Origin of the sequence: Methyloligella sp. GL2 (assembly GCF_013341275.1) — a bacterium.
Classification (GTDB): domain Bacteria; phylum Pseudomonadota; class Alphaproteobacteria; order Rhizobiales; family Methyloligellaceae; genus Methyloligella.
On sequence record NZ_CP054476.1, the window covers coordinates 1577818 to 1590412 of the forward strand.

The 12595-nt window shown below is 63.3% G+C and carries 11 protein-coding genes and 1 pseudogene; 7 read left to right on the forward strand and 5 right to left on the reverse strand.

Annotation, left to right across the window (positions count from 1 at the left end; all coding sequences use genetic code 11):
- Positions 1–177: 177 nt before the first annotated feature.
- Together HT051_RS07385 and HT051_RS07390 are read right to left on the reverse strand one after the other, a co-directional pair.
- A complete protein-coding gene (locus tag HT051_RS07385; protein WP_174541438.1) occupies positions 178–513 on the reverse strand; it encodes an antibiotic biosynthesis monooxygenase in 336 nt (111 codons plus the stop codon).
- 159 nt (positions 514–672) lie between these two features.
- Positions 673–2814 (reverse strand): TonB-dependent receptor domain-containing protein, encoded by a 2142-nt coding sequence (locus HT051_RS07390; protein WP_246810220.1) that lies wholly within the window; start codon positions 2812–2814, stop codon positions 673–675.
- Positions 2815–3437: 623 nt separating this feature from the next.
- Here HT051_RS07390 and hemP point away from each other — a divergent pair.
- From hemP to HT051_RS07420, 6 genes and pseudogenes are all read left to right on the forward strand, one after another.
- Positions 3438–3521: pseudogene (gene hemP, locus HT051_RS15285) on the forward strand (hemin uptake protein HemP); the annotation flags it as partial.
- Between the two features lie 10 nt (positions 3522–3531).
- Complete coding sequence (locus HT051_RS07400; protein ID WP_174541441.1) at positions 3532–4476, forward strand: hemin ABC transporter substrate-binding protein; 945 nt, start codon at positions 3532–3534, stop codon at positions 4474–4476.
- Positions 4473–5558: an iron ABC transporter permease gene (locus HT051_RS07405; protein WP_174541442.1), complete on the forward strand. Its 1086-nt coding sequence runs from the start codon at positions 4473–4475 to the stop codon at positions 5556–5558. The genes HT051_RS07400 and HT051_RS07405 overlap by 4 nt, the downstream gene beginning before the upstream one ends.
- A gap of 3 nt (positions 5559–5561) precedes the next feature.
- Entirely contained in the window at positions 5562–6359 is a 798-nt protein-coding gene (locus HT051_RS07410; protein ID WP_174541443.1) for a heme ABC transporter ATP-binding protein, read from the forward strand.
- 126 nt (positions 6360–6485) lie between these two features.
- Positions 6486–7958 carry a UbiA family prenyltransferase gene (locus HT051_RS07415; protein ID WP_174541444.1) on the forward strand — a complete coding sequence of 491 codons (1473 nt, stop codon included), beginning with the start codon at positions 6486–6488 and terminating at the stop codon, positions 7956–7958.
- The gene (locus HT051_RS07420; RefSeq protein WP_246810221.1) at positions 7955–8413 is read left to right on the forward strand and encodes a GtrA family protein; all 459 of its coding nucleotides are present in this window, start codon (positions 7955–7957) and stop codon (positions 8411–8413) included. The genes HT051_RS07415 and HT051_RS07420 overlap by 4 nt, the downstream gene beginning before the upstream one ends.
- Before the next feature lie 49 nt (positions 8414–8462).
- Here the strand turns inward: HT051_RS07420 and HT051_RS07425 are convergent, their stop codons facing one another.
- Positions 8463–9689 carry a glycosyltransferase family 39 protein gene (locus tag HT051_RS07425; RefSeq protein WP_174541445.1) on the reverse strand — a complete coding sequence of 409 codons (1227 nt, stop codon included), beginning with the start codon at positions 9687–9689 and terminating at the stop codon, positions 8463–8465.
- A 214-nt stretch (positions 9690–9903) separates the two neighbouring features.
- Here HT051_RS07425 and nhaA point away from each other — a divergent pair, with 214 nt between their 5' ends.
- A complete protein-coding gene (nhaA, locus tag HT051_RS07430) occupies positions 9904–11136 on the forward strand; it encodes a Na+/H+ antiporter NhaA (RefSeq protein ID WP_246810222.1) in 1233 nt (410 codons plus the stop codon).
- 4 nt (positions 11137–11140) lie between these two features.
- Here nhaA and HT051_RS07435 read toward each other — a convergent pair whose 3' ends face one another.
- Both HT051_RS07435 and HT051_RS07440 read right to left on the reverse strand, forming a co-directional pair.
- A complete protein-coding gene (locus HT051_RS07435; RefSeq protein WP_174541447.1) occupies positions 11141–12316 on the reverse strand; it encodes an FAD-dependent monooxygenase in 1176 nt (391 codons plus the stop codon).
- 18 nt (positions 12317–12334) lie between these two features.
- Positions 12335–12583 carry a zinc-finger domain-containing protein gene (locus HT051_RS07440; protein ID WP_174541448.1) on the reverse strand — a complete coding sequence of 83 codons (249 nt, stop codon included), beginning with the start codon at positions 12581–12583 and terminating at the stop codon, positions 12335–12337.
- Positions 12584–12595: the final 12 nt, after the last annotated feature.

Consider the following 12595-nt stretch of genomic DNA (forward strand, 5'->3'; position numbering starts at 1 on the left):
TGGACGTGTCAGGGCGCCTACGGCGTCCTGACGCCACCTTCTCAAAACCGAAGACGATCTGATGGCCATGCGCGGCGATGCCGGGCGTGGTTTTTTTACATGCGAAAACGCCGCCAGCCGGTTTCCCGGCGGCGGCGTTCGCGTTTCTCGGCTTTGCCTTGAAAGATGAGGTCTGCGCTACTCGGCGGCGACCTTGGGGCTGGCCTTCACCTCCTGGATGGTGGTGAAGCCCTCGAACTCCGGATGGCCCTGATAGAGCGGCTTGTTGTTGCCGGCGCCGGCATGAGCCTTGCGGAAGGCTTCCGACTTGGTCCAGGCCTCGAACGCCTCATAGGACTCCCAAAGGGTGTGAGAGGCGTAGAGGGTGTACTCCTCCTTTTCCGGCCCTTTCAGCAGGTGGAAGGTGATGAAGCCCGGCAGATCCTCAAGATGGGTCTCGCGGCTCAGCCAGACATTCTCGAAATCCTTCTCCGATCCCTTGTTCACCTTGAAGCGGTTCATGGCGATAAACATCAGCGCTCTCTCCTCAAGCTCATAAATGGCCGTGGCAACGGCCGGTTCTTTCCCAAAGTTATAACGCAAACATCGGCGAGGGTGAGACCCCCGCCGATGGCTTCTCCTGATTTGCGAAAGGCGGCTGCCGGTGGGCGGCAGCCGCCTTTGACGCACCTCCTAGAACTGACCGCGCGCGGTCAGCAGGAAGGTCCGTCCGCGGCCCGTATCGAGCCCTGCGATCGCGCCGGTGGCACCGGTGCTGAGGGCAGGGGTATAGGCCTTGTCCAACAGGTTCGAGATGGTCAGCCCAACATCGAGACCGTTCCGGAGCTCATAGCTGGTGTAGAGGTCGACCAGGCCGTAGCCGTCGTCATAGGGATCTTCGCCCGCCGCGACATTGACCTCACCGACATAGGCTTCCGACGCGAAGTAGAGCCGGGAACCGATCACCCAGCGCTGATCCATCAGACGGACACCGCCGTCGAAGGTGGCAACGTGATCCGGCAGATAACTATGCGCACCAAGACCGTCGAGCTGCGAGGGCAGGTCGGTGTGGGTATAGGTGTAGGTCATGCCCGCATAGTAGGCGCCTGCATCGTAGAAACCCTCGATCTCGACGCCGTTGATGTTGGAGCGGCCGGGGGTGTTGCAGAAGTAGTACGGGCTCATCGAATAGAAGCCGAAATTGATCACGAGGTCGCTCTCGCAAGCCGTGATGTAGTTGTCGACATTCATATCGTAGTAGTCGGCCTTGAACCGGAACCGGTCGCCAGCGGTGAACACGTCGTTCTGCATGACGTTGAAGCCGAGCTCCCAACCCTTCTGCGTCTCCGGCTCCAGATAGGGGTTCGGATAGAAGAACGATGTGGTCCCGGGATGGACGCCGCCCATCAGGGTTTCGGCCACGGTCGGAGCCCGCATGGATTCCGAATAGGTCACGTAAGGCATCAGCCAAGGCTTCACCTGTGCGGCCAAGGTGATCTTCGGATCGAGGCGACCGTCGGAATCGTCGACGGAGTAGGGGCCTGACGGTATGCCGAGATGGCCGCCAACGGCAACCGCACCCTCGCCTTCGGTCTTGAAGTAGTCGTAGCGGAGGCCGGCGGTCAGATCCCAGATTCCGTATGAGAAGGTGGTCTCGGAGAAGGCGCCGAAGGTGGTCTGCTCGCCTTCGGGGTTCACACCGCCGTTCAGTGCATTGGCGTCGTCGTGGTTGTACTCGGCGCCATACTCGGTCGCCACGGCAATCTCGCCGATATTGAAGCGGGACGTGTTCGCGGCATTGAAGCCCGTACCCCTGTCCTGCAGATGGCGGCCGCTATAACTGCCGCCTCCGAGCGGATCGTAATAGTCGTAATACTCCATCTCCACGTCGGAGAAATTGAGATTGCCCTCGAAGTCGATCCAGTTATTGGCTGCCGGATTGTAGACGAATTTCGTTGTGTAGATATTCGACCGGATGGCCTGATCGTACGAGTTGGCGGTGAAGTGGTTGTTGTAAAGCACGGTCCCGAAAGACAGGCGGGCGGCTGGCGTGATGTCGATATGAGCCTTCACCAAGCCTGAGATCAGGTCTTCATTTGTGTTCGGCACGGTCTCGCCGTTGCCGTTCTCGTAGTCGTTTTCGTCGTGCTTGCTGACGGCGCCTGCGACGGAGACGCGGCCCGACTGAGCCGCGACAGCGCCCATCTCGGCCCAGCCGACACCGTTGCTGCCCCAACTGCCGGTGACGAGCGCACCGTAATTTTGGCCCGGACGGAGAATGTCCTGCACGTCGAGGGTGCGCATATTGGCGCTACCGGCCAAGCTGCCGCCTCCGACCGTGGTGACCGCGCCGCGCTCAACGTCGATGCCGGCGAGGAGCTGAGGATCGACATAAGCGAAGCCACTCGCCTCGTGGCCGGTGATGCCGAAGTTCTGGCGCACGCCGTCGATCATCATGTTGACGCGGCCGGAACCTTCAAGACCGCGGATATTCACCGCGATGCCGGGATTGCTGATGCTTTCCCGCGTGGAGGTGCCCGGCATGGAGCGGAAGATGCTGTTCAGATCGTAAGAGCCGAAGGTCTCGATCTCGCCCCGTCCGGCAGTGCTGACGCTCGCCGGCACGGTGTAAGGCACGTCCGATTCCGAAATGGCATCGGTCTCAGCTGATTCAGCTGGCTCCGGAGCAGGCTGGGCTGGCGCCGGTGTGGCCGGAGCGCTGTAGACTTGGCGCGGTGCCGGGGCCGGCGCTCCGGCTTCGACGGTGATTTCCGGCAAGCTCGCCGAATCGTCGGCTTCCTGACCGAAGACCGGGCCGGACAGGCCGATGGCCAATGCGGCGCCGACGGCAACGAGCGCAACCGGTCCCCAAACCGAGCTGCGAAGTTCTTCGGCGCCCTTGGGCTTTCTCGCTAGTGCTGAATTAGTTGGTAGAGAGTGCGAAGCCAGCGGTCTTTCCGCTGACAGTGACGCACGCGCGTTTGGATGCACGTTCATAAGTGCCAACCCCCATTATCCCTTCTTGTGTGTTTGTGGGCTGGCTGGCTTGTGCGGCTTCTAATCCGTAGCGGGCTCGCCTCTCCTTTCCGCTGCTGCTCTGAAGATGTTGCTCAAAAGCCACGAGCATCGCAGGCGAAAATGTGCCCAGCGCGTCGCTAGGCTTGCGCAGGCTATAAATCATGACTATCAAAGTCAACAAACACCGGCAGCGCTAAACCGCCGAATTGTTAGGGCAATTCGGCTTTCTGCCGAGAGCGTTGCTTTTTGGATACAGGTCGGGCTGCCGTGCGGGATAGCGGGCAGGACCGGCGTTTTTTAGAGGGTCACGGCTTATGGACTGTGCTTCGCGCAAGAACACCGATGGCGGGGCGGGTGCCCCCGAAGACCGGAAGGACGAGCCGCAGACTTCCGAATCGAACAAGCCTTTCCGCTGGGCTATTGCGGATCTGCTCAAAGGCGGCCGCGTGGCGATCATCGAACATGCGGGCGAAGAGTACCGGCTGCGCCTGACCGCAAACGACAAACTGATTCTCACCAAATAGGGAGACCGCTATGAATAGCGCCGTAACTTGGCCGGCGGCCTTGCGCGCAAGCATCGTGCTGGCCGCAGTCGCCGTTCTGCTCGCGCCGCTGAGCGCTCGTGCAGAGATGACGGTGACCGATGCCGGAGGCCGCGAGGTCAAAATCGAGGACACCTCCCGGATCGTTTCCATCGGCGGTGACATTACCGAGATCCTTTACGACCTGAACCAGGACGGCAAGATTATCGCCGTCGACACCACGAGCCAGTTTCCCGCCGAGGCGCTGGAGGAGAAGCAAGAGGTTGGCTATATGCGCGCGCTCTCCGCCGAGGGCGTGCTGTCGACCAATCCCAGCGTGATCATCGCATCGGCCGGCTCCGGCCCGCCGGAGGTGGTGAAGCTGCTGAAATCCTCCTCGGTGCCCTATGTTGAGGTGGTGGACGATCCCTCGCCCGAGGCCATCGCCGAGAAGGTGCGTTTCGTCGCCAAGGTGGTGGACCAGGAAGAGGCGGGCGAGAAGCTCGCCAAGCAGGTCGAGGACGATTTCGAGGCGCTGGCCAAGGGACGCGAGCAGGTCAGCAAGCCGATGCGCGCGATCTTCATTCTCAGCGTTCAGAACGGCCGCGCCATGGTGGCGGGGAAGGGCACCGGGGCCGACGCGATTCTGCAGCTTGCGGGCGCGGAGAACGCTGCTGGCGAGATGACCGGCTATAAGCCTGTCGCCAACGAGGCCGCCATGGAGCTCGCCCCCGATGCGATCGTGACCATGAGCAATGCGGGTGCCGAGACCGGGCTCGACCGGGTCCGTTCGGTGAAGGGCATGGATACGACGCCGGCGGTGAAGAACGGCCGGGTGATCACCATGGACGGACTTTATCTTCTCGGCTTCGGGCCGCGGGCCGGACAGGCGGCGCGCGATCTGATGAACAAGCTCTATCCCAATCTGGCGCAATCGAATCCGGATCAGAGCGAATGACGGCTGAGACGACGGCTCCGGCGGTATTGCGGCCGGCGAGGGCGCGGCTTATTCCGCGGTTTCTCGCTGCCGCTGCCCTGGTATTGGCATTCGCGGCTTTGCTGTCGCTTTCGCTGGGACCGACGGGCATCACGCTCACCTCGCTGCCGCGAGCGATCGAGGCCTGGATCTTCGGAACCGACGATGCGGCGGCGGCGCGGGAGCAGCTCGTGCTGCTCGATATCCGCCTGCCGCGCACCTTGCTGGGCATGTTCGTCGGGGCGGCGCTCGCCGTGGCCGGGGCGATGATGCAGGGGCTGTTTCGCAATCCGCTGGCCGATCCCGGGCTGATCGGCGTTTCCGCCGGTGCAGCGCTGGCCGCGGTTGCCACCATCGTGCTCGGCAATACCATGCTGGCGCCGATCATCGCGCCGCTCGGCATCTATGCGCTGCCCGTTGCCGCCTTCATCGGCGGGGCGGTCTCCACCGGCGTGCTGGTGGCCATTGCCGGCCGGCACGGACAGCTCGCCATCGGAACCTTGCTTTTGGCGGGCATCGCGCTTGGCGCCCTGGCCGGGGCGCTGACCGGGCTGCTCGCCTTCGGCAGCGACGATCGCGAGCTGCGCGATCTCACCCTGTGGTCGATGGGGAGTCTAGGCGGCGCAAGCTGGCCGAAGGTCTTCGCCGTGCTGCCCTTCGCGTTCGTGGTGGCGCTTTTGATTCCGCGCATGGTGCGGGGGCTGAACGGCTTCCTGCTGGGCGAGGCGCAGGCTTTCCATCTCGGGGTGAACGTGGAACGCACCAAGCATCTTGCTATTCTGGCGACGGCGGCGGCCGTCGGCGCCGCCGTGGCGGTCGCCGGTGTGATCGGCTTCGTCGGCATCGTGGTGCCGCATATGGTGCGGCTGGTGGCGGGGCCCGATCATCGGGTGGTGCTGCCGGGCTCGGCGCTGCTCGGCGCGGCGATGCTGATCTTCGCCGATGTGTTCGCCCGCATCGTGGTGCGTCCGGCCGAGCTTCCCATCGGCATCGTGATGGCGGTGATCGGCGCGCCGGTCTTTCTGCATCTGGTGCTGAAGCGCGGTGTCGGAGGCTTCGGTTAAGCCATGCTGCATGCCTCTCACATCACGTTCGAAATTGCCGGCAAGTGTCTGGTCGAGGATGCCGATATCCTGCTTGAGCCGGGCCGGGTGATCTCCGTGGTCGGGCCGAATGGCGCCGGCAAATCGACTTTGCTGAAGCTGCTTACCGGCGAGATGCAGCCGACCGACGGGCATATCCGTCTCGATGGCCGGCTGCTTGACGAGGTCAATCCGCACGAGCTTGCGCGGCGGCGCGCGGTGGTGCCGCAATCGACGGCGCTGTCCTTCTCCTTCACCGTGCTGGAGGTGGTGCTGCTCGGCGCCACGGTGCCGGGCTTCGGCCTCCGCACCGACCATCTGATGGGCGTGGCCTACGACGCGATCGCCTCAGTGGGCTTGCGCGGCTTCGAGGAGCGGCTCTATCCGGAACTGTCCGGGGGCGAGCGGCAGCGTGTGCATATCGCGCGCGCCCTGTGCCAGCTCGCGGCGGCGGAGACCCCCGGCGCCGAGCCGGCGATCCTGTTTCTGGACGAGCCGACAGCCAGCCTCGACTTTTCGCATCAGAGCATCGTGCTTGGCGAAGCGCGGCGTCAGGCCGAGCGTGGCCGCGCCGTGTTCGTCATTCTGCACGACCTCAATCTCGCTGCGGCTTATGCCGACGAGATCGTGCTGATGCATCGGGGCAGGGTGGTGGCCAAGGGCGGTGCGCTGGAGGTGCTCGAGGACGAGCTTCTGTCGGAGGTCTATGGCTGCCCGGTCCGCACCAATGTGACGCCGCCGGAAGGCACGCCTTTCATTCTGCCCTATATCGGCGCGGTGTGAGCGGTCGCGGCCTGGCGGTTTCATCTATTAAGGTTACACGCTGTTCAGGTTAACAAGCGCATTTGCTCGCCATACGGGTAGGATTCCCAGTAGGTTGCCGGTCCTAATTAAACTGACGGGACATCTATGTTGGGTAGGGCGGAGAGTTTTTCCGGCGCAACGCCAAAGGCGAGCGGCGCGCGCGTTCTAGCGCTCGATCTCGATCATGCGCTGCTGCGCACCGATCTACTCTACGAGACGGCCGTCGGCTATCTCTCGGGCAATCCGTTGCGCGTTTTCAAGCTTGCCGGCTGGCTACTCCAGGGCAAGGCGGTGCTGAAGCGGCGCTTGAGCGAGCTTGCCGCGCTCGACGTCGAGCATCTGCCGGTTAACGAGGATCTGGTGGCCTATGCGCGGCGGCTGAAGGACCAGGGCTATCGCGTCGGCATCGCCTCGGCGAGCGACGAGCTGCTGGCGCACCGCATCGCCAAGCGGTTCGATTTCTTCGATTTCGTCGTCGCCAGCGATGGCGCCAGCAATCTGAAGGGCCAAGCCAAGGCGAAGCTGCTGAAAGAGCGCTTCCCGAACGGTTTCGTCTATGCGGGCGATGCCAAGTCCGACATTCCGGTGTGGAAGGAGGCCGATGCCATCGTGCTGGCGGGTGCATCGCCGGCGACGGCCCGCGCCGCCTCCAAGCTCGGCAAGCCGATCCAGGCGGAGTTCCCGGCCGAGAGTTTGAGCCTGAAGGGCTGGATGAAGGCCCTCCGGGTGCATCAATGGGTGAAGAACGGGCTGATCTTCGTGCCGCTGATCCTATCGGGTATGGCGGCGGATCCGGGCTCGGTGCTGAAAGCCTTTATCGCTTTCGCCGCGCTGTCGCTGATCGCGTCGGGCACCTATCTGGTCAACGACATGTTCGACCTGACCGACGACCGCAAGCATTGGAGCAAGAAGGAGCGGCCGCTCGCCTCCGGCAAGATGCGGCTTACCGAGGGAATCCTGTCAGCAGGCGTTCTGATGCTTGCCGGCTTTACCCTCGGCGTCACCCTCGGGCCAGGCGTTCTCGCGCTGCTGTTCGCCTATATGGCGATCACGCTGGCCTATTCGGTCTATCTGAAGCGGCAGCCGATCGTGGATGCCTTTACCCTGGCGACGCTGTTCACCTTGCGGCTTGGGCTCGGCGTCGTTGCGGTCGGCGCTGAGCCGTCCGCCTGGCTCCTGGTGTTCTCGATGTTCCTGTTCACCTCGCTCTCCTTCGCCAAGCGGCAGACGGAGATTCAGCGCAGCGGCATCAATAACGGGGCGTTCCTGAACGGGCGCGGCTATCGCGGCGAGGATACGCCGCTGGTGCTGGCCATGGGCGTGGCGACTGGCATGACCGCGGTCACCATCATGGTGCTCTACATCATCAACGATGCGTTCAGCGCCGAGTTCTACAGCCAGCCGCTGTTCCTGTGGGCGTTTCCGGCCGTGCTGTTCATGTGGATCTCGCGGGTCTGGCTGCTGTGCCACCGGGGCGAGCTGCACGACGATCCGGTGGCCTTTGCGGTGCGCGATCCGATGAGCATCGCGCTTGGCGGTATCATGGTCGCCGCCTTTCTGGCAGGCTGGCTGTCGTGAAACGCATCAAGGGCATCGCCGTCAAAGTCTCGCAGCATCAGGGGGTCCGCTTCCTGGCGCTCGGCGGCTTCGCGGCGCTGGTCAACTGGCTGGTGCGGTTTCCGCTGTCCCTGATCATGCCGTTCGAGGCGGCGGTGTTCGTCGCCTATTGCATCGGCATGTCGGTCGGCTTCACGCTCTATCCGCGCTACGTCTTTCCCGGCTCCGACCGGCCGGTCACCCATCAGCTGGCGATCTTTGTTGCCGTGAACCTTGCCGGCGCCGGCGTGGTGCTGGTGGTCTCTTACCTGCTGTTGCAGGCGCAAAGCGCGTTTCCCTATCCGCTCTTCATCAAGGAAGGGCTGGCGCACGGCTTCGCCATCGGGGTTGGGGCGGTGGCCAATTTCTTCGGCCATAAGACGCTGACCTTCCGGGTGCGTCCGCCGGAAGAGAACGGGGCTAGCTCCCGCGTCTGAGTGCAAGGCATTCTAAAAGGTGCTCTAAGCGCTCTATCTAAGCTTCAGCTTAGCTCGCCAGCATGCCGCCGATGGCAATCATCGCCAAGGTGACGGTCATGGAATAGGCGATCAGCAGCGAGAGCGGCGCGGTGTACTCTTTCCGCCAGCCGGCGCACATGAAGACCAGCAGGATCGGCAGCCAGTCGAGGGCATAGCGCTGGGCGCTATACTGAGAAAAGCCGTTGGAATGGTAGAACAGCGTCACCCCAAGGATCGCAGCGCAGGTGATCAGCCCGAACCAGAAGGCGCGGTTCCAGCGGGCCAGGAAGGCGAAGAGCAAAGCGGGCGTCACCAGGAAGAGCGAGGCGCCGTTATTGTCGAAGGCGCCGAACTCGGTCTTGTACTTGCCGACGAATTCCAGATGCGGACCCTGCACGAACATGTAGAGGACGTTGAACGGCAGATACTGGGTGGAGAAGCTGCCGAGCTCCCGAAGACGGTTCTTGATGAAGCCGGGGTCGTTCGGATCGGGATCGAGCTCGCGGGGAAACAGGTATTTGTAGCCGGTCTCCAGCGGGGCACCGAAACGGGCCGCGTTATAGGCCAGATAGCCGGCGAGAAACAGCAGCGGGAAAGCGGCGAGCGAGAGGCCGCGCTTCAGCGCCGCGCCGTCGATGCGGAAGAGCGGCGTGTCGTCGTCGAGCAGCAGCACATAGAGGAACGGCAGATAGAGAATCGACATCTGCCGGCAAAGGAAGGCGAGCCCGATGAAAAGCCCGGTGAGCAGGGCGCGCTTCTGGATCAGCGCCGCATAGATGGCGGCGGAAGCGAACAGGAAACCCCAGCTCTGGGCGAAGAACCAGATCTTGTCGCCGCGTAAGGTGACGAAGAAGATCGGCGTCGCGAACACCACCAGCAGCACCAGCAGGCTGTTCAGCTCGCGAGTCTCGACCAGCTTCTGGCCGATGCGCCACCAAAGATAGGCGGTGGCGGCCAGGGCGATCATCGACAGCAGCATGAAATAGTGGAACTCGACGCCGAAGATGGCGACGAAGGGCATGGCGATGACGGCGGGAAGCGGCGGGAAGACGACGAAATATTTGTCGCCGAAACGCGCGCAATCCTCGTCGAAGCAGCGGGAGACGTCGAATCGCCCATGCAGGAAGGCATCGGCGAGGAGGGCATAGGAATTGCTTTCCGGCGCTTCGCGCAAAATGGCGACCGCCAGCACGGCAAGAAAGCCAAGCACTAGGCCTGTGAAGATCACTGTGATGGAGAGCCGTTTGGCCGTCATTCCCCGTTCCCCCACGTCGTTTCGCGCGAAGGGTAGGGGCAACACACTTCGGAAACGTGAATAGGACTACCGCCTGCGAGCGGCGCTAAGTCACTTGCGAGATTGCGATCATTGTCGCACTTCCACCTGGATTTGTTGGCAGAAGGCCACAGCGATTGTTATAGAATTGGAGAAATCCCGCCCAATGACGCGTTCCAGAACCGGATTCCGACTCTTGTCAATTCTCCTGCGCTCCAAGGCTGCCTTCCGAGATTTCGTCGAAGCCGAATCCGCCGGAGGGCTGGTGCTGATGGGCGCGGCGGCGGTCGGGTTCTTCCTCGCAAACAGCCATTGGTCGGACGAATACACCCATGTTCTGCATTCGAAGGTGGGCGGGCTCGACGTTCTGCACTGGATCAATGACGGGCTGATGGCCCTGTTCTTCCTGCTCGTCGGCCTCGAAATCAAGCGCGAGATGGTGGACGGCCAGCTCAGCACCTGGTCGACCCGGGTGCTGCCTTGCGCGGCGGCGATCGGCGGCATGGTGTTTCCCGCCATCATCTTCATGGCGGTGAACTGGGACGTGCCGGAGGATTGGCGCGGCTGGGCAATTCCGAGCGCCACCGATATCGCTTTTGCCCTCGGCGTGCTCTCCTTCTTCAACTCGCGGGTGCCGAACTCGCTGAAGGTGTTCCTCACCTCGCTGGCGATCATCGACGATCTGGGTGCGATTTTGATCATCGCGCTGTTCTATTCCAGCGGCTTCTCCTTCCTGGCGCTCGGCATCGACGTCTTGGCGCTGATCGCGCTGATCGCGCTCAACCGCTTCGGGGTGATGAAGCTCATCCCTTATCTCATTCTCGGCTTCATTCTCTGGGGGGCGATGCTGTTTTCCGGTCTCCATGCGACGCTGGCCGGCGTGCTGCTGGCCATGACCATTCCGATCGGAGCGCTCGGCAAGGGCGAGATGGATGCCGATGGCGAGCATGAGGGCCATACCACCTCGCCGCTGCACCGGCTGGAGCATGGGCTGGAGAAATGGGTCGCCTTCCTGATCGTGCCGATCTTCGGCCTGGCCAATGCGGGCGTCTCGCTGGAAGGCGTGGGCTTCGACGTGATGTTCCATCCCTTGGCACTGGGTATCATCCTGGGCCTGTTCCTCGGCAAGCAGCTCGGCATCATGCTGACCGTCTGGGCCGCCACCAAGACGGGGCTCGCGAATTGGCCGGAAGGGGCGACATGGCGCCAGACCTATGGCGTCTCCATCTTCTGCGGCATCGGCTTCACCATGAGTCTCTTCATCGGCTTGCTGGCCTTCCCGGACGTGGAGCGCCAGGACATCACCAAGCTCGCCGTTCTTGTCGGCTCGCTGCTCTCGGTGGTCGCCGGCTCGATCGTCTTTCTCTCGCCGGGCGGCAAACGGCTTGCCGAGCTCGCCAAGGAAGAAGAGCGGGTGCCGCGCTTCTAGGCGCTCAAGCGCCGTAAAGCCAATCGAACTGATCGAGGGCCGTCTCCGGGTTTCGGTTCCGCAGCATCGCGTTGCGGACCGCCCGGCGCATGCCGCCGAAATGGTAGATCGTTCCCATCCGTGCCGACTGGGCCATCACTTTCAACGCCCGGGGCCGGCGTGTCGCCTCGTAAGCGGCGAAAGCCTTTTGGCGGTCGGCGCTGTATTGGGTGAGCGCATCGGCGAGATGCGCCGCATCCTCGATAGCGAGCGCTGCGCCTTGCGCCAGGAAGGGCAGGATCGGGTGGGCGGCATCGCCCAGCAGCACGGTGTTGCCCCGGCTCCAGCGTGGCATCTTGCGTAAACGAAACAGCGACCAGCGGCGCCAGGTCTCGATGCATTCAACAAGATCGCGGGGCGCCGCGGCCCAGCCCTCGGTGAGGGCCAGAAGATCGTCCCGTTGAGTGTTCCAGTCGCGGTTCCAGCCGGACTTCGGCTCGCCGCCCTCGAAACCCAGCACGACATTGAGCAGCTCGCCGCCGCGCACCGGATAGGTGACGAGATGGGCGTGCTTGCCAAGCCATAGGGTGACGGTGCCGGCATCGAAGGGTGCGCCGAGCTTCTCCGTCGGGATCAGTGCCCGGGCGGCGGTGCGGCGGGTGAAGGCCAGTGCGGCCTCCGGCGCGACGCTCTGGCGGATGCGCGACCACAATCCATCGGCGCCAACCAGGAAGGAGCCCGGAAAGCTGAGTCCTTCCGTGCTTCTAACCGAGACGGCTGAGCCATCGTCTGAAACCGTGTCGGCGGTGACGTTGGTTGTGAGGCTGATGGGCGAAAGCCCCATACAGGTTCGATAAAGTGCCTGATGCAGGTCGGCGCGGTGCAGACAGAGATAGGGCGCGCCGTAGCGGGCCTCGTACGCGCTGCCGAGGGGCACCGAGGTGAGCTTTTCGCCGCTTCGCGCATCGAACAGCCAGACCGCCTCGGGGCGGTAGGCCGCCGCCGCGACAGAGTCGAGCGCGCCGAGTTCGCGCAGACGCCGCGACGCGTTGGCGCCGAGCTGGATGCCGGCACCGGTCTCGTCGGCGAAGGCGCCGCGTTCCAGAATCAGGCTCGGGATATTTGTGCGCGCAAAGGCGATGGCGGCGGTGAGACCGCCAATGCCGCCGCCAGCGATCAGCGCCCGCTTATCGCCGGACATGGCCATCGCAGTAGGACTTTACGCCGGCTCGGTCACCACATGGACGCAGCCCGCCGGGTCGCTGTCCTCCGGGCCGAGCGCCGGATCGTAGAGATAGAGCGTAGAGCAATATGGGCAGATGATCTGGTTGTCGGCGCCCATGTCGAGGAAGACGTGCGGATGGTCGTAAGGCGGGGAGGCGCCCATGCATTGGAATTCCTTTACGCCGACCTTGATACGATCGACCCCCTTGTCGTTTACGAAATGCGGCACCACAGTTTGCGCCATAGCCAACTTCCT

Bases quoted from the DNA above. Each gene is read 5' to 3' on its own strand.
- HT051_RS07385 (WP_174541438.1), bottom strand. From the start codon at position 513: ATGTTTATCGCCATGAACCGCTTCAAGGTGAACAAGGGATCGGAGAAG.
- HT051_RS07400 (WP_174541441.1), top strand. From the start codon at position 3,532: ATGAATAGCGCCGTAACTTGGCCGGCGGCCTTGCGCGCAAGCATCGTG.
- HT051_RS07405 (WP_174541442.1), top strand. From the start codon at position 4,473: ATGACGGCTGAGACGACGGCTCCGGCGGTATTGCGGCCGGCGAGGGCG.
- HT051_RS07410 (WP_174541443.1), top strand. From the start codon at position 5,562: ATGCTGCATGCCTCTCACATCACGTTCGAAATTGCCGGCAAGTGTCTG.
- HT051_RS07415 (WP_174541444.1), top strand. From the start codon at position 6,486: ATGTTGGGTAGGGCGGAGAGTTTTTCCGGCGCAACGCCAAAGGCGAGC.
- HT051_RS07425 (WP_174541445.1), bottom strand. From the start codon at position 9,689: ATGACGGCCAAACGGCTCTCCATCACAGTGATCTTCACAGGCCTAGTG.
- HT051_RS07435 (WP_174541447.1), bottom strand. From the start codon at position 12,316: ATGTCCGGCGATAAGCGGGCGCTGATCGCTGGCGGCGGCATTGGCGGT.
- HT051_RS07440 (WP_174541448.1), bottom strand. From the start codon at position 12,583: ATGGCGCAAACTGTGGTGCCGCATTTCGTAAACGACAAGGGGGTCGAT.